This is a genomic window from Pseudomonas sp. GW823-FHT06B06 (assembly GCF_058795195.1).
The window spans coordinates 274,764-296,724 of record NZ_JBXAHO010000001.1; the positions used below are offsets into that span (position 1 = coordinate 274,764).

The window sequence follows — 21,961 nt, forward strand, 5'->3', positions numbered from 1 at the left end:
ACAAAATCCATTGTCGTTATCTTGGGGCAGACGCTTAGAACGTCTGGCCGAGGGAGAATTGGAACACTTGAGTTTCAGCGTCATCCGGTTTCTTGACTGGCATGGCCAGCGCAAAGCTCAGAGGACCCAGTGCGGTGACCCAGGTCACACCCACACCGACGGAACTGGCCATATTGCTCAGACTGATGTCGTTGCACTTGGTGTTGGACTTCGTGCCATCAGCGTTGGTGGTATCAGAGCACGACGAATCGAATACGTTACCCACATCCCAGAATACCGAAGTACGCAGGGAACGCTGGTCCTTGACGAACGGCAGCGGGAACAGAACTTCCACACCACCCTGGATCAACACGTTACCACCGAACGGCAGCGGATCCTGGTCCGGGTCGAACGCAGTGCCAGGGTTCTTGCCGGTACTTGGCGTACTGCGAGGACCCAAGGTGCTGTCCTTGAAGCCACGAACCGAGTTGAAACCACCAGCATAGTAGTTTTCATAGAATGGCAAGCCATCGGTCGAACCGTAGCCATCGCCATAACCCAACTCGGTGTGCAGGCGCATGGTGTAGTTGTCACTCAAAGGCTGGAACAGTTGGCCACGGTAATCGAGCTTGAAGAACGACAGGTCGCTGCCCGGCGTAGTGGTTTCCAGCACGAGGCTCTGGGAATGGCCACGCGTCGCCAGTACACCCTTGTTCAAGGTGGACTCGGACCAACCGGCCGAAGCCTTGAAGTTCAGGTACTTGTCGCCTTCCTTGTTAACGAAGTCGAAAATCTCGTCAACGGTATATACACCGGTCTTGATCTCGTCCTGCTGGGCCGTCAGGCCGAAGGTCAGGCGCGAAGTCTCGCTGATCGGGTAGCCGACGCTCACGCCTGCACCCAGGCTGTCCACGGCATAGCTGGCAACGTCGACGTCGAGGTCGTCGTAGTCAGTTGTACGATAGAAAGCGTTGTAACCCAGGCTCACGCCGTCGGCAGTCCAGTAGGGGTCGACATAACCGAAGTTGTAGCGACTCTGGTATTCACTGCGGGTCAGGCCGATGCTGACCTTGTTACCGGTACCCAGGAAGTTGTTCTGGGTGATCGAACCACCGAGGATCAGGCCCGCGCTCTGGGCGAAACCGACGCTGGCGGTGATCGAGCCGGATGCCTGCTCTTCAACGCTGTAGTTGACGTCTACCTGGTCATCGACACCCGGTACGGCCGGGGTTTCAACGTTGACTTCCTTGAAGAAGCCCAGGCGCTCCAGACGAGTCTTGGATTGGTCGATCAGGTAAGTCGACGCCCAGCCACCTTCCATCTGGCGCATTTCACGGCGCAGTACTTCGTCTTCCGACTTGGTGTTGCCACGGAAGTTGATGCGGTTCACGTAGGCACGCTTGCCTGGATCGACAGCGAAGGTGATGTCTACGGTGTGGTCGTCATCGTGGGGCTGAGGAACCCCGTTGACGTTGGCGAAGGTGTAGCCCTCGTTACCCAGGCGACGGGTGATCAGCTCGGACGTGGTGGTCATCAGCTTGCGCGAGAACACCTGGCCTTTCTGCACCAGCAACAGGGACTTGACCTGGTCTTCAGGGACTTTCAGGTCACCGCTGAGTTTCACGTCACGAACGGTGTACTTGTCACCTTCGTTGATGTTGACGGTGATGTAGACGTGCTTCTTGTCCGGGGTAATGGACACCTGGGTCGAAGCGATATCCATGTTGATGTAGCCACGGTCCAGGTAGTAGGAACGCAGGCGCTCCAGGTCACCGGAGAGTTTTTCACGGGCGTACTTGTCATCGTTCTTGAAGAACGACAGCCAGTTGGTGGTCTTGAGTTCGAACAGGTCGATCAGGTCTTCATCAGGGAAGACCGTGTTGCCTACCACGTTGATGTGCTGGATAGCTGCAACGGTGCCTTCGTTGATGTTGACCTTCAAACCAACGCGGTTGCGCGGCTGCGGCACCACTTCGGTGTCGACGGTAGCGGAGTAGCGACCCTGGGCGACGTACTGGCGCTGCAGTTCGTTACGTACGCCTTCGAGGGTGGCGCGCTGGAAGATCTCGCCTTCGGCCAGACCGGATTGCTTGAGGCCTTTCATCAGGTCTTCGGTGGAGATCGCCTTGTTGCCCTCGATCTCGATACTGGCAACCGACGGACGTTCGACTACCGTGATGACCAGGACGTTGCCATCGCGGCCCAGTTGGATATCTTGAAAGAACCCGGTTTTGAACAGCGCACGAGTGGATTCCACCAGGCGTCGATCATCCGCCTGTTCACCGACGTTCAACGGCAAAGCACCAAAGACGCTACCCGCGGAGACCCGCTGGAGGCCATTGACGCGAATATCAGAGATAGTGAAGGACTCGGCGTGAACTTCGGCGATCATCAATACGGTGAGAACCGCAGTTAGCAGCAGACGTTTCATGAAGTCCTTTCTTATTCCAACTGGCAATAAACAAACTGCCGCAAAATGCGGCAGATTCGCAATTCAGCGACGTTACAGACGACCCAGATCATTAACCAGAGCGAGCAACATCACTCCGATTACCAAACTGATGCCAATCTGTATCCCCCAACCTTGCACCCGATCCGACAAGGGACGACCACGCGCCCACTCAATCAGATAAAACAACAAATGCCCCCCATCCAGCACAGGAATGGGCAGCAGATTCAGAACCCCCAGGCTAATACTCAGATAAGCAAGGAAATTCAGGAAATCAGCGACGCCCGACTGGGCCGAAGCGCCCGCCACTTTAGCAATGGTTATCGGTCCACTCAAGTTTTTTACCGAGAGCTCGCCGAACAACATTTTCTTCAGCGAATCCAGGGTCAGCAGGCTCATCGTCCAAGTGCGTCGAGCCCCCTCCCCCACGGCTGCCAACGGCCCGTAACTGACTTCGCGAATCATCTCTGGTGGCCAATCGACCGCTTTCACCCCCGCCCCAAGGTAACCGGTGGGCGCCTTGCTTTCGCCACGGGCAGCCAACATCACGGGGATGTCGATTTGAGCACCGTCACGCTCGACCCGCAGCATGATTTTGGTATCAGGATGCATACGGACCGTATCGACGACCTGCTGCCAGTCATCTACCGCCTTGCCATCCACTGCCAACAGTCGGTCGCCGGTCTTCAGGCCAGCAGCCTTGGCCGGACCTTTGGAATCCAGCTCAGCCAATACCGGCGGCAATGCCGGGCGCCATGGACGAATACCCAGTGAACGAATCGGGTCCGGCTCATCATCACCCTTGAGCCACTTGTCCAACACCAGCTCACGAGGCGAATCCACGGTGGATCCCTGCTCACGAACTAGCAGTTGCAGGGAGCCGCTTTCACCCAGGCGACGGACCAATTGCAGATTGACTGCAGCCCAACCTGAAGTCGGCTCGCCGTCGATGGCAATGATTTCCTGGCCGGCGCCCAGGCCCGCCTTGGCAGCAAGGCTGCCGGATTCGACAGCACCGATGACCGGGCGAACCTGCTCGGTACCGAGCATCGCCAACGCCCAGAAAAACACCATCGCCAACAAAAAGTTGGCAATCGGCCCTGCCGCCACGATCGCAATGCGCTGGCGCACCGATTTACGATTGAAGGATTGATCGAGCTGATCGGCCGGCACTTCACCTTCACGCTCGTCGAGCATTTTCACGTAGCCGCCCAGCGGAATGGCAGCCACCACGAATTCAGTGCCCTGCTTGTCGTGCCAGCGCAGCAGCGGCATGCCGAAGCCTACGGAGAAACGCAGCACCTTGACCCCACAGCGTCGCGCGACCCAGAAATGGCCGAACTCGTGGAAGGTGACCAGCACGCCCAAAGCTACCAGGGTGCCGACAATCATATAGAGCGCGCTCATTTATTTTCTCCGCATTCCTATCCAGGCCTGCAATCTTACCGCCCGTGACGACTCAACCATTGTTCGGCCAGCACACGCGCCTTGGCGTCCGCCGTGAACACCGCATCAAGATCATTCACTACAACCACCGGCTCGAGATTGAGTACTTCCTCGATGATACTCGCGATTTCCAGGTAACGAACCCGTCCGTCGAGAAAGGCCGCGACAGCGACTTCATTTGCCGCATTCAACATCGCCGGAACGCTGTTGCCCGCCTCGGCTGCCTGCCGAGCCAGGCGCAGGCACGGGAATCGATCTTCATCAGGCGCCTGGAAGTCCAGGCGCGCGACGGCAAACAGGTCCAGCGGCGGCACGCCTGAGTCAATTCGCTCAGGCCATGCCAGCGCATTGGCGATCGGGGTTCGCATGTCCGGATTACCCAACTGGGCCAGTACCGAGCCATCGATGTAGTCGACCAGCGAATGAATCACACTTTGGGGGTGAATCACCACTTCAACCTGGGACGGCTTGGCATCGAACAGCCAGCAGGCCTCGATCAATTCAAGCCCTTTATTCATCATGCTGGCCGAATCGACCGAGATCTTGCGCCCCATGGACCAATTAGGGTGGGCACAGGCCTGCTCCGGCGAAACATGCGCCAGCTCGGCCATGGGCGTCTGCCGGAACGGACCGCCAGAAGCGGTCAGGAGAATGCGACGCACGCCGACCGCGTCCAGGCCTCGGGCTGAATCCCGGGGCATGCACTGGAAAATCGCGTTGTGCTCACTGTCGATCGGCAGCAATACCGATCCACTCTTGCGTACGGCCTGCATGAACAACGCGCCGGACATGACCAGCGCTTCCTTGTTGGCCAGGAGGATCTTCTTGCCAGCCTCAACGGCCGCCAGGGTCGGGCGCAAGCCCGCCGCGCCGACGATGGCCGCCATGACCGCATCGACTTCAGGGGCGGCAGCAACCTGACACAACCCCTCCTCCCCCACCAGAACCCGAGTCGACAGGCCCGCGGCGCGCAGATCATCCTGCAAACGGCGGGCAGCTGCGGTTTCAGGCACTACGGCAAACTGTGGGGCGTGACGCACGCACAGCGCCAGCAGTTCGCTCAGGCGGCTGAAACCGCTCAAGGCGAAGACTTGATAGCGCCCAGGGTGGCGGGCGATGACATCCAGGGTGCTCAAACCGATCGAGCCCGTGGCCCCCAGGACGGTAATCTGTTGAGGACGGCTCACGGCGCAGCCATCCACAACAGCACTGCGAACACCGGGATCGCCGCGGTCAGGCTGTCGATGCGGTCCAGCACGCCGCCGTGCCCCGGCAACAGATTACTGCTGTCCTTGATCCCGGACTGGCGCTTGAACATGCTTTCGGTGAGATCACCCACCACCGAGACGAACACGATCAGCGCAGCGCCGATCAAGCCCTTGAACAATTGCGCCACTGTCCAGTCACGCACCAGGGCAACCAGGGTGGTGATCACCAGGCTCAGGGCCAGGCCACCGTATACACCTTCCCAGCTTTTACCCGGGCTGACCTGCGGCGCCAGCTTGCGCTTGCCGAAAGCACGTCCCGAGAAGTAAGCACCGATATCGGCACCCCAGACCAGCACCATCACCGCCATGATCAGCCAGTTGCCCAACGGGTACTGCTTGATGTGCACCAGGCCTTGCCAGGCCGGCAACAGGATCAACAGGCCGATCACCAGCTTGCAGGCAGCGCTCGCCCAATGCTCGCTGGAGCGCGGGTAGGTCAGCACCAGATAGGTCGCCACCGCCCACCAGAGCACCGAAGCACCCAACACCCATGGCGCGAGGCCAGGCAGGATGTACATGACGAACAGCATCAATGCAACGGCGGCGGCATAGCCGGCACGAAACGCTTGAGCAGTGAAACCGGCCAGGCGCGCCCATTCCCAGGCACCCAGGGTCACGACCAGGCCGATGAACAGCGCAAAAGCGGAACCTTCCAGCAGAAAAAACCCACACAGGGCAATCGGCAGCAGGATCAGCGCGGTGATGATACGTTGTTTAAGCATTAAACCCGGGCTCCAGCCTCGACCTGCTCGCTCGTTTTACCGAAGCGGCGCTGGCGAGATGCGAAATCGGCCAGCGCATTGCGCATGGCGTCGTGTTTGAAGTCCGGCCAGAACAGGTCGGAGAAGTACAACTCGGCGTAGGCCAGTTGCCACAGCAGGAAGTTACTGATGCGATGTTCGCCACCGGTACGGATGCACAAGTCCGGCAACGGCAGGTCGCCGGTGGACAGGCAGGTCTGCAGCAACTGCGGGGTAATATCTTCCGGCCGCAGGTGCCCGGCCTGGACTTCACGCGCCAGGCGCTGCGCGGCTTGCGCAATATCCCACTGACCGCCGTAGTTGGCGGCGATCTGCAGGACAAAGCGGTTGGCACCGGCCGTCATGGCTTCAGCTTCACGCATGGCAGCCTGGAGTTCCGGATGGAAGCGCGAACGGTCGCCAATGATGCGCAAGCTGATGTTGTTGTCGTTGAGGCGCTTGGCCTCTCGACGCAATGCCTTGAAGAACAAATCCATCAAGGCACTGACTTCATCGGCGGGACGCTGCCAGTTCTCACTGGAGAAGGCGAACAAGGTCAACACTTCGACCCCCGCCTCGGCACACACCTCGATGACCGCGCGCACCGCATCCACACCCGCTTTATGCCCGGCAACACCCGGCATAAAGCGTTTTTTCGCCCAGCGATTATTACCATCCATGATGATCGCGACATGGCGCGGCACCGTGGACGGTGCAACCTGCTTGGTCTTTTCCATGAAAACGCGACCCTTATACGGCCATCAGGTCTTTTTCTTTCTGCGCCAGGTTCGCGTCGATTTGAGCCACGTACTTCTTGGTCAGATCATCGATTTCGCCGGTTGCGCGACGTTCTTCGTCTTCGCTGATTTCCTTTTCCTTGACCAGATCCTTGAGCTGGCTGTTGGCATCGCGACGGATGTTGCGCACGGCAACCCGGGCATCCTCAGCCACGTCACGCGCCTGCTTGGTGAAGCCCTTGCGGGTTTCCTCGGTCAGGGCCGGCATGGAGATCAGCAGCAACTCACCCAGGTTGGTCGGGTTGAGGTTCAGGCCGGCACTGCCGATGGCCTTGTCGACGGCGCCCAGCATGTTGCGCTCAAAGGCAACCACTTGCAGGGTACGCGCATCCTTGACGGTGATGTTCGCCACTTGCTTGATCGGGGTATCGGCACCGTAATACGGAACCATCACACCTTCCAGGATGCTTGGGTGCGCCTGGCCGGTACGAATACGACCAAAGTTGTGCGCCAGCGACTCCACGGACTTCTGCATGCGCTCTTGAGCGTCTTTCTTGATATCGTTGATCATTGTTGGCCTTCCTCGATCAGGGTCCCTTCAGCGCCACCATGCACGATATTCAGCAGGGCGCCGGGCTTGTTCATGTTAAATACGCGCAACGGCATCTTGTGGTCGCGGCACAGGCAAATGGCCGTCAGATCCATCACGCCCAGCTTGCGATCCAGTACTTCATCGTAGGTCAGATGATCGAACTTCTCGGCATGCGGGTCTTTGAATGGGTCAGCGGTGTAGACGCCATCGACCTTGGTTGCCTTGAGCACGACATCGGCGTCGATTTCAATTGCACGCAGGCAGGCAGCCGAATCCGTGGTGAAGAACGGGTTGCCGGTGCCGGCCGCGAAAATCACCACATCCTTGGAATTCAAGTGGCGCATGGCCTTGCGGCGATCGTAGTGATCGGTCACGCCAACCATGGAGATGGCCGACATCACGATGGCCGAGATATTGGCACGTTCCAGCGCATCGCGCATGGCCAAGGCGTTCATCACAGTGGCCAGCATGCCCATGTGGTCGCCCGTGACCCGGTCCATGCCCGCCTTGCTCAACGCTTCGCCGCGGAACAGGTTACCGCCGCCGATCACCAGGCCGACCTGGACACCGATGCCAACCAACTGGCCGACTTCCAGCGCCATGCGATCCAGAACTTTCGGATCGATCCCGAACTCTTCCGAGCCCATCAGGGCCTCGCCGCTAAGCTTGAGTAGAATGCGTTTATAGCGAGCCTGATAACCACTGCCCTGCTGAGCCATTGCGAATCTCTCCTGCGGCGTATTTTAAAAAATTCTTTGCGAGCTGTTTTCAGCTGGCGTTCACTCTAGCGTGGCGCTGCTTCAGCGCCATCGGAACATGGCTTTGTAAGCCAGTTCCAAACGGAAACCAATAAAAATTGGTTACCCATCTGAAAAGAGGCTGCGCGCGTGAGCGGGCAGCCTCTTCAGGGCGACAGTTAAAAAAACTGTCTTATTGCTTGGCGGCAGCCAGCTGTGCGGCAACTTCTTCAGCGAAGTTGTCCACTGGCTTCTCGATGCCTTCGCCGACTTTGAAGTAGGTGAAGGAAACGATTTCAGCGCCAGCTTTCTTGGCCAGGGCACCCACGGTGAGCTCTGGGTTCATTACGAAAGCTTGCTCAACCAGGCTGGCTTCAGCCAGGAACTTGGTGATACGGCCAGCAATCATCTTCTCGACGATTTCAGCAGGCTTGCCTTTCATCTTGTCTTCGTTCAGCTGCAGGAATACAGCTTTCTCGCGCTCGATGGCTTCGGCAGAAACCTGCGATGGCAGCAGGAATTCAGGGTTGCTTGCCGCCACGTGCATGGCGATCTCTTTGGCCAGCTGAACATCGCCGCCCTTGAGAACAACAGCAACACCGATCTTGTTACCGTGCAGGTAAGTACCCACCACGTCACCTTCAACGCGAACCAGGCGACGGATGTTGACGTTTTCGCCAACTTTCGCCACCAGGGCTTCACGAGCCGATTCCTGAGCGGCGATCAGCGGAGCTGCGTCGGTCAGTTTTTCAGCGAAGGCTTTTTCTACGCTGGCAGCTACGAAGTTCTTGAAGTCGTCTTGCAGGGCCAGGAAGTCGGTCTGCGAGTTCACTTCCAGCAGTACGGCGGACTTGTCGTCGGCCTTGATGGCGATTGCGCCTTCAGCGGCAACGTTGCCCGCTTTCTTGGCAGCCTTGATGGCGCCCGAAGCACGCATGTCATCAATGGCTTTCTCGATGTCGCCGCCGGCCTTGGTCAAGGCCTTTTTGCAATCCATCATGCCTTCGCCGGTACGCTCGCGCAGTTCTTTGACCAACGCTGCAGTAATCTCTGCCATTTCAAAATTCCTCTTGGATAGGTTATCAACCATTCCACCCGATCGAACGGGCGTTCAATTCTTCCCGAACCACCCTTGTTAGCTGCCGCACGTTACAGATAGAGCAGTGGGCGCCGACAAACGGTTTTCGAGGTGGCAAAAAGGGGGCCAAGCCCCCTTTTTGCTTACTGAGTCAACGCCAGGGCGTCAATTACTCAGCTGCAGCTGCCGGAGCTTCTTCAACGAAAACTTCGGTGCCGCCAGCAACGTTGTTGCGACCACGGATAACAGCGTCAGCCATCGAACCCATGTACAGCTGGATAGCGCGGATTGCGTCATCGTTGCCTGGGATGATGTAGTCAACGCCTTCCGGGCTGCTGTTGGTATCGACTACGCCGATAACCGGGATGCCCAGCTTGTTGGCTTCGGTGATCGCGATGCGCTCGTGATCAACGTCGATAACGAACAGAGCGTCTGGCAGACCGCCCATGTCCTTGATACCACCCAGGGAACGATCCAGCTTTTCCAGGTCACGGGAGCGCATCAGCGCTTCTTTCTTGGTCAGCTTGGCGAAAGTACCGTCTTCGGCTTGTACTTCAAGGTCACGCAGACGCTTGATGGAAGCACGGATGGTCTTGAAGTTGGTCAGCATGCCGCCCAACCAGCGGTGATCGACGTACGGCGAACCGCAACGTGCTGCTTCTTCAGCAACGATCTTGCCAGCGGAACGCTTGGTGCCGACGAACAGAATCTTGTTTTTGCCCTGGGCCAGGCGCTCTACGAAAGTCAGAGCTTCGTTGAACATTGGCAGGGTTTTTTCAAGGTTGATAATGTGAATCTTGTTACGCGCGCCGAAAATGTATTTACCCATTTTCGGGTTCCAGTAACGGGTCTGGTGACCGAAGTGCACACCGGCCTTCAGCATATCGCGCATGTTGACTTGGGACATGATAGTTCCTTAATAAGTCGGGTTTGGCCTCCACGTATCCCAATGACCAACCACCAGCATTTCGCTTGCGGCACCCAGGTCATCGTGTCGACACGTGTGTGGATTTAGGCTTTTCGGGGCATCCCCGGAAAGCGGCGCATTTTATATCACAAGGCAGGAAAAAACGGAACCCGGATTCTGAAATCGAGGCGAATGCACAACACCATCCCTTGGAATCGGCCCAGAATGCACCATTCTATAGAGAGAAGCGATCTACAGAGCCGCGGATTTGCGTTGATCGTCTGTTAGAATCGCGTTTTTCAGGGCTGCGAAGATCGATCGCGCAATGCCCTTTTCGTCTGGAAAGCGCCATCGAGCGTAGAGAGAGCCTGTATGACCGTCACCCTCAAAACCCCAGAGGACATCGCTGGCATGCGTGTCGCCGGCAAACTGGCCGCCGACGTGCTGGAAATGATTGCCGAATATGTCAAACCGGGCGTCACCACCGATCAACTGAACCAGATCTGTCACGACTATATCGTCAACGAGCAGAAGGCCATCCCTGCCCCGCTGAACTACAAGGGCTACCCGAAGTCGATCTGCACCTCGATCAACCATGTGGTCTGCCACGGCATCCCGAACGACAAGCCGCTCAAGGATGGCGACACCCTGAACATCGACGTCACGGTCATCAAGGACGGCTACCACGGCGACACCAGCCGCATGTTCCACGTCGGCAACGTGCCGGTCTGGGCTGAGCGCCTGTCGCAAGTGACCCAGGAATGCATGTACAAGGCGATTGAAATCGTCAAGCCGGGGTGCCGCCTGGGCGACATCGGTGAAATCATCCAGAAGCACGCCGAGAAGAACGGCTTTTCGGTGGTTCGCGAGTTCTGCGGCCACGGCATCGGCAAGGTGTTCCATGAAGAGCCGCAGATCCTGCACTACGGCCGTGCCGGTACCGGCATGGAACTGAAGGCTGGCATGACCTTCACCATCGAGCCAATGATCAACCAGGGCCGCGCCGACACCAAGGTACTGGGCGATGGCTGGACCGCGATCACCAAGGACCGCAAGCTGTCGGCACAGTGGGAACACACCTTGCTGGTAACCGAAACCGGCTACGAGATCTTCACCCTGCGCAGCGATGACACCATCCCTCGCGTTTCGGCCTGATCCCGTCACCGTATCCAGCCTATAGAAAGGAAAGCAATCGATGCCGCAGGTGGATCCAGAACTCTTCGATCGCGGCCAGTTCCAGGCTGAACTGGCCCTGAAGGCCAGCCCGATCCCGGCCTTCAAGAAGGCGATCCGCCAGGCTCGCGAAGTGCTCGACGGGCGCTTTCGCAGTGGCCGGGAGATTCGCCGCTTGATCGAGGACCGTGCCTGGTTCGTCGATAACATCCTGCAAAAGGCCTGGGAGCAATTCAGCTGGAGCGAAGACGCCGACATCGCGCTGGTCGCGGTCGGCGGCTACGGTCGTGGCGAATTGCATCCTTATTCCGATATCGACCTGCTGATCCTGCTGGACAGTGCGGACCACGAAGTTTTCCGCGAGCCCATCGAGCGCTTCCTGACCCTGCTGTGGGACATTGGCCTGGAAGTCGGCCAGAGCGTTCGCTCGGTTGACGAGTGCGCCGTCGAGGCCCGCGCTGACCTCACGGTTGTCACCAACCTGATGGAAAGCCGCACCATCTGCGGTCCCGAACACCTGCGCCAGCGCATGCTGGACGTCACCAGCACCGCACACATGTGGCCGAGCAAGGAGTTCTTCCTGGCCAAGCGCGCCGAGCAGAAAGCCCGTCACCACAAGTACAACGACACCGAGTACAACCTGGAACCCAACGTCAAGGGCTCGCCCGGCGGCCTGCGGGATATCCAGACGATTCTCTGGGTGGCCCGTCGCGAGTACGGCACCCTGAACCTGCGGGCACTGGCCGGCGAAGGTTTCCTGGTCGAAAGCGAAAACGCCTTGCTGGCCTCCTCCCAGGAGTTCCTGTGGAAGGTGCGTTATGCGCTGCACATGCTCGCCGGACGCTCCGAAGACCGCCTGCTGTTCGATCACCAACGCACCATTGCCGGGCTGCTGGGATTTGAAGGGGACGACGCCAAGCAGGCCGTCGAGAACTTCATGCAACAGTATTTCCGCGTGGTCATGAGCATTGCCCAGCTCAGCGACCTGATCATCCAGCACTTCGAGGAAGTCATCCTCGCGCCTGAGGATGCGACACCGCCACAACCGGTCAACTCACGATTCCAGTTGCACGACGGCTACATCGAGGCGCGTAACGACAATGTGTTCCGCCGCACGCCGTTCGCCATGCTCGAAATCTTCGTGCTGATGGCCCAGCAACCGGAAATCAAGGGTGTGCGTGCCGACACCATTCGCCTGCTGCGCGAAAACCGGCACCTGATCAACGACGATTTCCGCAACGACATACGCAACACCAGCCTGTTCATCGAGCTGTTCAAATGCAAGATCGGCATCCACCGCAACCTGCGCCGGATGAATCGCTACGGCATTCTCGGGCGTTATCTGCCGGAATTCGGTTTCATCGTCGGCCAGATGCAGCACGACCTGTTCCACATCTATACGGTTGACGCCCACACCCTGAACCTGATCAAGCACCTGCGTAAGTTGCAGTACACCCAGGTTTCGGAAAAATTCCCGTTGGCCAGCAAGCTCATGGCCAAGCTGCCCAAGCCTGAACTGATCTACCTCGCCGGCCTGTACCACGACATCGGCAAGGGCCGGCATGGCGATCACTCGGACATCGGCGCGGTGGACGCCGAGGCCTTCTGCCAGCGCCATCAGCTGCCGGTATGGGACAGCCGCCTGATCGTCTGGCTGGTGCAAAACCATCTGATGATGTCGACCACGGCCCAGCGCAAGGATTTGTCCGACCCCCAGGTGATCCATGATTTCGCCCAGACAGTGGGCGATGAAACACGCCTCGATTACCTGTATGTGCTGACGGTCGCCGACATCAACGCCACCAACCCGACCCTGTGGAACTCCTGGCGGGCCAGCCTGCTGCGCCAGCTCTACACCGAAACCAAGCGCGCCCTGCGTCGCGGCCTGGAAAACCCGGTGGACCGCGAAGAACAGATCCGCCAGACCCAGAGCGCCGCCCTGGACATCCTGGTGCGCGGCGGCACCGACCCGGACGACGTCGAGCAGTTGTGGGCGCAACTGGGGGACGACTATTTCCTGCGCCACACCGCCGGCGACGTCGCCTGGCACAGCGATGCGATCCTCCAGCAGCCGGCCGACGGCGGGCCGCTGGTACTGATCAAGGAAACCACTCAACGCGAGTTCGAGGGTGGCACGCAAATCTTCATCTATGCACCGGACCAGCACGATTTCTTCGCCGTGACCGTGGCCGCGATGGACCAGCTCAACCTGAACATCCATGACGCCCGGGTCATCACCTCCAGCAGCCAGTTCACCCTCGACACCTATATTGTGCTCGATACCGATGGCGACTCGATCGGTGATAATCCGGCACGGGTCAAGCAGATCCGTGACGGCCTGACCGAAGCCCTGCGCAATCCGGACAATTACCCGACCATCATCCAGCGCCGAGTGCCGCGCCAGCTCAAGCATTTCGCCTTCGCACCACAGGTGACGATCCACAACGACGCCCAGCGCCCGGTGACCGTACTGGAACTGACTGCCCCTGATCGCCCTGGCCTGCTGGCACGGGTCGGCACGATCTTCCTGGAGTTCGACCTGTCGCTGCAGAACGCCAAGATCGCCACCCTCGGGGAGCGCGTGGAAGACGTGTTCTTCATCACCGACGCGAACAACCAACCGTTGTCCGACCCGTTGTTGTGCAGTCGCTTGCAGGATGCAATCGTCGAACAGTTGAGCGTCAACCAGGAACCCGATATCAAACTGTCGCGCATCAGCATTTGAATTAAGTATCTCCCCTCTGTAGGAGCCGGCTTGCTGGCTCCTACAGAGTGCAGGTCTTCACATTGAACGAGATCCATCGATGAACAACGCTCTGACCCAGCTCCAGCCCTACCCGTTCGAGAAGCTCCGCGCCCTGCTCGGCAGCGTCACGCCAAACCCGGACAAACGCCCTATCGCGTTGTCGATCGGCGAACCGAAACACCGCTCGCCAAGCTTCGTCGCCGAAGCCCTGGCCAGCAACCTGGATCAGATGGCCGTGTACCCGACCACCCTCGGCATCCCGGCCCTGCGTGAAGCCATCGCCGCCTGGTGCGAGCGCCGCTTCGGCGTTCCGAGCGGCTGGATCGACCCGGCGCGCAACGTGCTGCCAGTCAACGGCACCCGTGAAGCGCTGTTCGCGTTCACCCAGACCGTGGTCAACCGTAGTGACGACGCGCTGGTGGTCAGTCCGAACCCCTTTTATCAGATCTATGAAGGCGCCGCGTTCCTCGCCGGGGCCAAGCCGCACTACCTGCCGTGCCTGGACGAAAATGGCTTCAATCCGGATTTCGATGCCGTTTCGCCGGACATCTGGCAACGCTGCCAGATCCTGTTCCTGTGCTCGCCGGGCAACCCAACCGGCGCGCTGATCCCGGTCGAGACCTTGAAAAAGCTGATCGCCCTGGCTGACGAATACGACTTCGTGATCGCCGCGGACGAGTGCTACAGCGAGCTGTATTTCGACGAACAGACGCCGCCACCAGGCCTACTCAGCGCTTGCGTGGAACTGGGCCGCAAGGATTTCAAGCGCTGCGTGGTATTCCACAGCCTGTCCAAGCGCTCCAACCTGCCAGGCCTGCGTTCGGGCTTCGTGGCCGGTGACGCTGACGTCCTCAAGGGCTTCCTGCTCTACCGCACTTATCACGGCTGCGCGATGCCGGTTCAAACCCAACTGGCCAGCGTTGCCGCGTGGAACGACGAAGTGCATGTGCGCGCCAACCGTGCGCTGTATCGCGAGAAGTACGACGCGGTGCTGAAAATCCTCAGCCCGGTGATGGACGTGCAACGCCCGGACGGCGGTTTTTACCTGTGGCCGAATGTGGCCGGTGACGACGCAGCCTTCTGCCGCGACCTGTTCGAGCAGGAGCATGTGACCGTCGTGCCGGGTTCCTACCTGTCGCGGGATGTTGATGGCGTCAATCCGGGTGCCGGGCGCGTGCGCATGGCATTGGTTGCGCCGCTGGCGGAGTGTGTAGAGGCCGCAGAGCGAATTCGCAACTTCATTGATGCACGCAGTAAATAACAATGAGTTCCCCTGCACCGTGCAACGCGGTGCAGGCCAACTTAAACAACTTCACACCCAACAAACTAAACTTATACGCGCAACAAACTGAACAATTAACAATCTAGACAACCCCCTACCCACCCTTTAATTTGAGGCCTCACTCACAGACCACTAAGCACAACCAAATGAATCAACTTAAATGCTGCAAAACCATTGCAACTTCCGACCCTGCTGCCTCTTATCAAGCCGCCATCAATGAGCACCCCTCTAACGGAGTCACTCACGGCAATCGTAAAAAGCGCAGTATCAGCGACCACACCAAATATTGGAAGCCAGGGAAAACCCTGAGAATCCTGATCTTCGAATACAATGAACTCTCTTTTGCCGCGGTAAAAAACGCTGCAAGCAAATGGCTGCCGTACATCAATCTCAATTTCGAATTCATTGAAATGGATGAACAAGACATTTTTTCTTCGGAAGAATTCCTGGGTGACATTCGCATCGACTTTCAACCCTCGTTCGATAATAGCGGCGGTTCAAGAATCGGTACCGACGCGATTACCGGCGACCCCCAAGCGCCGTCCATGACCCTGGGAACCAAATTTTCCTCTCCCTATTTCGAATATACGGTTATTCATGAATTTGGGCATGCACTCGGATTGGGTCATGAGCATCAACATCCAGATGCAGGGATACCTTGGGACCGAGAAAAAACATACGCCCACATGATCAGCAGTACGTTTACCAGAGCTGAAGTTGATGCCAATGTCTTTCCCTTGGAGCGCAGTGCCTTTCAGGCTTTCACCCCCTATGACCGGCATTCCGTAATGCACTATGAAGTCCTCAACGAACTTACCGTGGGTGACTGGCATCAACCTCTAAACTTGCATATCAGCCAAGGCGACATTGCGGCCGTGCGCATGATTTACCCATAACCGCGCCAGCTCGACAATCCGCTTACTTTACCGCCCCCAGTTTAGCCTCACTCAAGTCCAGCTCACCCAATACCTCGCGCAACACGTCATCCCCAATCTGGTGATGACGACTAAGGCTATACAACTCCAGGCGCTGCGCTCGCAGGGCCTTCAAACGCAGGCGCCGTTCCAGCAAGTCCATTTGAAAGGCCAGTGCCTGGGCTTCGGCCGAGTCATTGAATACTTCAAGCTGATGCCGATACTCGGACATGATCCGCGCCTTGAGTTCTACCGCCAGCGCCGCTTGAGCGGCGTCCTGTGGGTTGACCTCTTCGGTTTCGAGGGCATGAATGGCCGCTTCGGCGGTTTTGCGCCAGGCGTCGCGCACTTCATTGCGGCGCTTGTCGTCCGGGCTTTTTTCGATGCCTCGCAGCAGCAACGGCAACGCCACGCACGCGGCGATCAACGACAGCAAAATCACCCCGGCAGCGATGAAGATCAGCAGGTCACGCTCGGGAAATGCCTCTGCCCCCATGAACATTGGCACCGACATCACACCCGCCAATGTTACCGCCCCGCGCACGCCACCAACGGTCAGTAACCAGCAGGAGCGCGCGCTCGGCACCCGGGTGATCTCATCCTTGCCGCGCCAGCGCCGCAGCACAATGGACAGGCGCCAGATGCTCTGCACCCAGACGAACCGCAACACCAGCAGCACCAGGAAAATCGCCAGCACATCGACACAGCGATAAAACAGCGTCGGCCACAGCGAAGTTTCATGGCTGGCCACGGCTTTGATGATGTCCGGCAACTGCAAGCCCAGCAGCAGGAAAATCAAGCCATTGAAGGCGAACTCCAGCAGTGACCAGACGCTGCGATTAAGCAACCGCGTGTTGGTCTGGCGCGGCAGCAGATCGAGCCAGCTTTGCATCATCCCCGCCGCTACCGCCGACAGAATGCCCGACGCTCCCACGCGTTCGGCGAGCACGTAGGCGGCAAATGGCAGCAACAACATGAAGACGACGTGGGTGGCCGGGTCATCCCAGCCACGGGCGATCATCCACGAGCGCAGGCGCCCTACCAGCCAGCTCAAGGCCACGCCAATGGCCAGGCCGCCGACCGCCACCAATACAAAGGTGACACTGGCGTTGGCCAGCGAAAATGCCCCGGTCACTGCCGCCACCAGGGCGAACTTGAACGTCACCAGACCCGAGGCATCGTTCATCAACGCCTCGCCCTGCAGCATGTGCATCAAGGGCGTCGGCAAGCGATTCTGAGAGATCGCCGACACCGCCACGGCGTCCGTGGGCGACAGCACCGCCGCCAATGCAAACGCCACCGGCAACGGGATAGTCGGCAGCAACCAGTGAATAAAATACCCGGCACCGACCACGGTAAACAGCACCAACCCCACGGCCAGGGTGAGGATCGGTCCACGCAAACGCCAGAATTCACGTTTGGGCATGCGCCAGCCATCGGAAAACAACAACGGTGGCAGGAACAGAAACAGAAACAATTCAGGATCCAGCGCCACATGCAGGCCGAGGGTCGGCCAGGCAAGCAAGGCACCCGCGGCAATTTGCACCAACGGCAACGGCAGTGGGATCACCCGTCCGAGCAGGCGCGAAACACCTACCAGCATCAACAGAATCAGAACGGTGTAGGCGGTTTGCATAAAGCGTGGTTCCCGGACAATCGACAGCATTGAAGTGCCATATTAGCCGCTTAGACTGTGCGCTTGCCCTTACACCTATGTCGCACCCTGTCACAACTGTATTCCCAGGGGTTTTGTCCTACAGCCGCCGCGAAACCATCCGGCCATGGCATAATCCGGCACCTTTTATTTCCAACACCTGTAAAGGGGGCGATTCCTTGACCGTTTCAAGTAAAACGTTGCACCTTTTCGGCATCAAGGCGTGTGACACCATGAAAAAGGCGCGCACCTGGCTTGATGAACACGCTGTCAGCTATGACTTCCATGATTACAAAGCGGTCGGTATCGATCGTGAACACCTGACCCAATGGTGCAACGAGCACGGCTGGGAAGTGGTGTTAAACCGTGCAGGCACGACCTTTCGCAAGCTCGACGACGAACGCAAAGCCGATCTCGACCAGTCGAAAGCCATCGAACTGATGCTCGCACAACCTTCGATGATCAAGCGCCCGGTGCTCGATCTCGGTGACCGAACCCTGATTGGCTTCAAGCCAGATATCTACGCGGCCGCGCTCAAATAAGCAGCCCGTTTCAATTTGCTAGAGGTATCAACATGTCCACTACCCTGTTCAGCCTGGCCTTTGGTGTCGGCACCCAAAACCGTCAAGGCGCCTGGCTGGAAGTGTTCTACGCACAGCCATTGCTCAACCCGTCTGCCGAACTGGTCGCTGCCATTGCGCCGATCCTGGGCTACACCGAAGGCAACCAGGCCATCACCTTCACCACCGCGCAAGCTTCGCAACTGGCTGAAGCCGTGAAAGGTGTCGACGCTGCCCAGGCCGCCCTGCTGACCCGCCTGGCCGAGAGCCACAAGCCGCTGGTCGCCACTGTCCTGGCCGAAGACGCACAACTGACCTCCACGCCTGAGGCCTACCTCAAGCTGCACCTGCTGTCCCATCGCCTGGTCAAGCCACACGGCCTGAACCTGGCTGGCGTGTTCCCGCTGCTGCCAAACGTAGCCTGGACCAGCCAGGGCGCCATCGACCTGTCCGAACTGGCCGAGCATCAACTCGAAGCCCGCCTGCGCGGCGAGCTGCTGGAAGTGTTCTCGGTGGACAAGTTCCCGAAAATGACCGACTACGTCGTACCGGCCGGCGTCCGTATCGCTGACGCCGCGCGCCTGCGCCTGGGCGCCTACGTGGGCGAAGGCACCACCGTAATGCACGAAGGCTTCATCAACTTCAACGCCGGCACCGAAGGCCCGGGCATGATCGAAGGCCGCGTCTCCGCTGGCGTATTCGTCGGCAAGGGTTCGGACCTGGGCGGCGGCTGTTCGACCATGGGCACTCTCTCGGGTGGCGGCAACATCGTGATCAAGGTTGGCGAAGGCTGCCTGATCGGCGCCAACGCCGGTATCGGTATCCCGTTGGGCGACCGCAACACCGTTGAGTCGGGCCTGTATGTGACTGCCGGTACCAAGGTGGCGCTGCTGGACGAGAACAACGAGCTGGTGAAAGTTGTGAAGGCCCGTGAGCTGGCCGGCCAGGCCGACCTGCTGTTCCGTCGCAATTCGCAAACCGGTGCCGTGGAGTGCAAGACCCACAAATCGGCGATCGAATTGAACGAAGCGCTGCACGCTCACAACTAAGCGTCAGTCGATTCCTGTAGGAGCGAGCATGCTCGCGATGAACGTCAACGATAACGCGGGGCACCAGACACCCCGTGTCGTCCAGGCGTCCATCGCGAGCATGCTCGCTCCTACAAGGGGTCAGGCGTAAAGGCCGAACAACATGACGATTCTCTCCCCCTGGCGCGCCGACTTTCCGGCCATCGCCGCCCTGCAACGGCAAGGCCAGACCTATCTGGACAACGCCGCCACCACGCAAAAACCGCAAGCCCTGCTCGATGCCCTGGCGCATTACTACGCCAACGGCGCGGCCAACGTGCATCGGGCACAACACCTGCCCGGCGCCCATGCGACCCAAGCATTCGAGGACAGTCGGCGCAAAGCCGCGCAATGGCTCAATGCCGGCGACCGCGGGCAAATCATCTTCACGCACGGTGCGACGTCCGCGCTGAACCTCCTGGCCTATGGCTTGGAGCATCTTTTCAATCCAGGCGATGAGATTGTCATCAGCGCCCTGGAACATCACGCCAACCTGCTGCCGTGGCAGCAACTGGCGCAGCGCCGCGAGCTGAAACTGGTGATCCTGCCACTGGATGCCGACGGTGTGATCGACCTTGACGCTGCCGGACGGTTGATCGGCTCACGCACGCGGCTGCTAGCGGTCAGCCAGCTGTCCAACGTCATCGGCGCCTGGCAACCCCTGCCCCCGCTGCTGGCGCTGGCCAAGGCGCAAAACGCCTTGACCGTGATCGACGGCGCCCAGGGCGTGGTCCATGGTCGGCATGACGTGCAAGCGCTAGGGTGCGACTTCTATGTATTTTCCAGCCACAAGCTCTATGGCCCTGATGGCCTGGGCGTGTTGTTTGGGCGCCATGAAGCGCTGCAACAGCTACGCCCCTGGCAGTTCGGCGGCGAAATGGTGCTGGATGCCAACTATCATGACGCCCGCTTCCGCCCTGCTCCGCTGGGATTCGAAGCCGGCACGCCGCCGATTTCCAGCGTCATTGGACTGGGGGCAAGCCTGGATTACCTTGCCGGGCTCGATCAGCACGCCACTTGCGCCCATGAATCGGCCCTGCATGACTATCTGCTCAAGGGACTCGCTGCGCGTAACGGCATCCGCCTGTTGGGCAAGCCGCAAGTGGCACTGGCGAGCTTCACCATCGAAGGCGTACATAACTCGGATCTGGCGCACCTTCTGACTGAACAGGGCATTGCGGTCCGCGCCGGTCATCACTGCGCCATGCCGCTGCTAAAAAGCCTGCACCTGGCCGGAGCGATTCGGGTGTCGTTGGCGCTGTACAATGACTCCGAAGACCTGGAACGGTTCTTTGAAGCGCTGGATCAAGCACTGGAGTTATTGCGATGAGCCTTCCCGCTGAAGCCGTGGACGCGCTGCAAGCCTTTCAAGATCTGCCGGGCTGGGAACAACGGGCGCGCCTGCTGATGCAGTGGGGCGAGCGCCTGCCCGTACTGAACGAAGTAGAAATGTGTGACACCAACCGGGTGCACGGCTGCGAAAGCCAGGTGTGGCTGGTGGGCGAACTGAAGGATGGCCACTGGCAGTTCAGGGCCAACAGTGATGCACGGTTGATTCGCGGATTGGTGGCGTTGCTGCTGGCGCGGGTCAACGGGTTGTCGGCGAATGAGCTTCAGCAGGTGGACTTGGCGGACTGGTTCAATCAGCTGGGGTTGGGTCGCCAGCTGTCCCAGTCGCGCAGCAATGGCTTGAATGCGGTTTTACAACGGATGCGTGAACTCGCCGCCTGACTGATCGTTCCCACGCTCTGCGTGGAATGATCGGCGTCAGGAAGGTTTGACGCGCTCCGCCGGCCGTCGCACACCCGCCACGATCTTGTCCACCGCCTTGGTCGCCGCGACCATGCCGAAGGTCGCCGTCACCATCATCACCGCGCCAAAACCACCGGCGCAGTCAAGCTTCACACCATCACCGACGAAACTCTTCTGCAGGCAAATGCTGCCATCGGGTTTCGGGTAGCGAAGTTGCTCGGTGGAGAACACACACGGCACGCTGTAATGACGGGTCACGGTGCGCGAAAAGCCATAGTCGCGGCGCAAGGTGGAGCGCACTTTCGACGCCAGCGGATCATTGAACGTACGGTTTAGGTCGCAGACCTGAATCAGCGTCGGATCGATCTGCCCGCCCGCGCCGCCGGTGGTGATGATCTGGATCTTGCGCCGCTTGCACCAGGCAATCAGCGCCGCCTTGGCGTTGACGCTGTCGATGCAGTCGATCACGCAGTCGATGTTCGGCGTGATGTACTCGGCCATGGTCTCGCGGGTGACGAAATCCGGCACCGCGTGCACCGTGCAATCCGGGTTGATCCCGCGCAAGCGCTCGGCCATCACTTCGACCTTGGGTTTGCCGACGGTGCTGTCCAATGCGTGTAACTGGCGGTTGGCGTTGCTGACACAGACATCGTCCAAGTCGAACAACGAGATCTCGCCGACACCGCAACGGGCCATGGCTTCCGCCGCCCAGGAGCCGACGCCACCGACGCCAACAATCGCCACATGCGCCGCGCGCAGGCGCTCAAGGCCCTCGATGCCATACAAACGGGCGATGCCTGCAAACCGCGGATCTTCTGTACTCATGACCATCACCTCAAAAACCGGCGCGCAGTATAGGGCTTCGTCGCACGAAATTTTA

Annotated in this window: 19 protein-coding genes; 8 read left to right on the plus strand and 11 right to left on the minus strand. The window is 59.2% G+C overall.

The genetic code is table 11. The features are described 5' to 3' along the window. Positions 1-34: 34 nt before the first annotated feature. From bamA to rpsB, 9 genes are all read right to left on the minus strand, one after another. Positions 35-2,410 carry an outer membrane protein assembly factor BamA gene (gene bamA / locus AC1Q8Q_RS01350; protein WP_020799861.1) on the minus strand — a complete coding sequence of 792 codons (2,376 nt, stop codon included), beginning with the start codon at positions 2,408-2,410 and terminating at the stop codon, positions 35-37. 72 nt (positions 2,411-2,482) lie between these two features. After that, positions 2,483-3,835, minus strand: a complete 1,353-nt coding sequence (rseP, locus tag AC1Q8Q_RS01355; RefSeq protein WP_042955726.1) for an RIP metalloprotease RseP — start codon at positions 3,833-3,835, stop codon at positions 2,483-2,485. Between the two features lie 35 nt (positions 3,836-3,870). Then, a complete protein-coding gene (ispC, locus tag AC1Q8Q_RS01360) occupies positions 3,871-5,061 on the minus strand; it encodes a 1-deoxy-D-xylulose-5-phosphate reductoisomerase (RefSeq protein WP_492614755.1) in 1,191 nt (396 codons plus the stop codon). Next, positions 5,058-5,864, minus strand: a complete 807-nt coding sequence (locus AC1Q8Q_RS01365) for a phosphatidate cytidylyltransferase (RefSeq protein WP_020799864.1) — start codon at positions 5,862-5,864, stop codon at positions 5,058-5,060. The genes ispC and AC1Q8Q_RS01365 overlap by 4 nt, the downstream gene beginning before the upstream one ends. After that, positions 5,864-6,619: a polyprenyl diphosphate synthase gene (uppS, locus tag AC1Q8Q_RS01370; protein ID WP_489327529.1), complete on the minus strand. Its 756-nt coding sequence runs from the start codon at positions 6,617-6,619 to the stop codon at positions 5,864-5,866. Before uppS ends, AC1Q8Q_RS01365 begins: the two co-directional genes overlap by 1 nt. Positions 6,620-6,632: 13 nt before the next feature. Next, positions 6,633-7,190 (minus strand): ribosome recycling factor, encoded by a 558-nt coding sequence (frr, locus tag AC1Q8Q_RS01375; protein ID WP_492614756.1) that lies wholly within the window; start codon positions 7,188-7,190, stop codon positions 6,633-6,635. Further along, positions 7,187-7,930 carry a UMP kinase gene (pyrH, locus tag AC1Q8Q_RS01380; protein ID WP_003222124.1) on the minus strand — a complete coding sequence of 248 codons (744 nt, stop codon included), beginning with the start codon at positions 7,928-7,930 and terminating at the stop codon, positions 7,187-7,189. The genes frr and pyrH overlap by 4 nt, the downstream gene beginning before the upstream one ends. A gap of 211 nt (positions 7,931-8,141) precedes the next feature. Beyond that, positions 8,142-9,005, minus strand: coding sequence for a translation elongation factor Ts (tsf, locus tag AC1Q8Q_RS01385; RefSeq protein WP_008019553.1), 864 nt, complete (start codon positions 9,003-9,005; stop codon positions 8,142-8,144). A gap of 190 nt (positions 9,006-9,195) precedes the next feature. Further along, the gene (rpsB, locus tag AC1Q8Q_RS01390; RefSeq protein WP_008057307.1) at positions 9,196-9,933 is read right to left on the minus strand and encodes a 30S ribosomal protein S2; all 738 of its coding nucleotides are present in this window, start codon (positions 9,931-9,933) and stop codon (positions 9,196-9,198) included. Between the two features lie 372 nt (positions 9,934-10,305). On the opposite strand from rpsB, the gene map reads away from it, so the two are divergent. The 4 genes from map to AC1Q8Q_RS01410 all read left to right on the plus strand — a co-directional run bounded on the left by map (position 10,306) and on the right by AC1Q8Q_RS01410 (position 16,030). Continuing rightward, positions 10,306-11,088, plus strand: a complete 783-nt coding sequence (gene map / locus AC1Q8Q_RS01395; protein WP_020799866.1) for a type I methionyl aminopeptidase — start codon at positions 10,306-10,308, stop codon at positions 11,086-11,088. A 40-nt stretch (positions 11,089-11,128) separates the two neighbouring features. Beyond that, entirely contained in the window at positions 11,129-13,831 is a 2,703-nt protein-coding gene (locus AC1Q8Q_RS01400) for a [protein-PII] uridylyltransferase (RefSeq protein WP_033040572.1), read from the plus strand. 79 nt (positions 13,832-13,910) lie between these two features. After that, complete coding sequence (gene dapC, locus AC1Q8Q_RS01405; RefSeq protein WP_020799868.1) at positions 13,911-15,113, plus strand: succinyldiaminopimelate transaminase; 1,203 nt, start codon at positions 13,911-13,913, stop codon at positions 15,111-15,113. A 167-nt stretch (positions 15,114-15,280) separates the two neighbouring features. Further along, positions 15,281-16,030, plus strand: coding sequence for a M12 family metallopeptidase (locus tag AC1Q8Q_RS01410; RefSeq protein WP_020799869.1), 750 nt, complete (start codon positions 15,281-15,283; stop codon positions 16,028-16,030). Between the two features lie 22 nt (positions 16,031-16,052). Here AC1Q8Q_RS01410 and AC1Q8Q_RS01415 read toward each other — a convergent pair whose 3' ends face one another. Further along, positions 16,053-17,684: a Na+/H+ antiporter gene (locus tag AC1Q8Q_RS01415; RefSeq protein WP_033042550.1), complete on the minus strand. Its 1,632-nt coding sequence runs from the start codon at positions 17,682-17,684 to the stop codon at positions 16,053-16,055. A 197-nt stretch (positions 17,685-17,881) separates the two neighbouring features. Here AC1Q8Q_RS01415 and AC1Q8Q_RS01420 point away from each other — a divergent pair, with 197 nt between their 5' ends. The 4 genes from AC1Q8Q_RS01420 (at position 17,882) to AC1Q8Q_RS01435 (ending at position 21,060) form a co-directional block, all read left to right on the plus strand. Continuing rightward, on the plus strand, positions 17,882-18,244 hold the full coding sequence (locus AC1Q8Q_RS01420; RefSeq protein WP_008057297.1) for an ArsC family reductase: 363 nt from the start codon (positions 17,882-17,884) through the stop codon (positions 18,242-18,244). Between the two features lie 32 nt (positions 18,245-18,276). Continuing rightward, on the plus strand, positions 18,277-19,311 hold the full coding sequence (dapD, locus tag AC1Q8Q_RS01425) for a 2,3,4,5-tetrahydropyridine-2,6-dicarboxylate N-succinyltransferase (RefSeq protein ID WP_020799872.1): 1,035 nt from the start codon (positions 18,277-18,279) through the stop codon (positions 19,309-19,311). Between the two features lie 142 nt (positions 19,312-19,453). Then, positions 19,454-20,659: an aminotransferase class V-fold PLP-dependent enzyme gene (locus AC1Q8Q_RS01430; RefSeq protein WP_492614757.1), complete on the plus strand. Its 1,206-nt coding sequence runs from the start codon at positions 19,454-19,456 to the stop codon at positions 20,657-20,659. Continuing rightward, complete coding sequence (locus AC1Q8Q_RS01435) at positions 20,656-21,060, plus strand: SufE family protein (protein ID WP_020799875.1); 405 nt, start codon at positions 20,656-20,658, stop codon at positions 21,058-21,060. The genes AC1Q8Q_RS01430 and AC1Q8Q_RS01435 overlap by 4 nt, the downstream gene beginning before the upstream one ends. 36 nt (positions 21,061-21,096) lie before the next feature. Here the strand turns inward: AC1Q8Q_RS01435 and tcdA are convergent, their stop codons facing one another. After that, a complete protein-coding gene (gene tcdA / locus AC1Q8Q_RS01440) occupies positions 21,097-21,906 on the minus strand; it encodes a tRNA cyclic N6-threonylcarbamoyladenosine(37) synthase TcdA (protein ID WP_020799876.1) in 810 nt (269 codons plus the stop codon). Between the last annotated feature and the right edge of the window lie 55 nt (positions 21,907-21,961).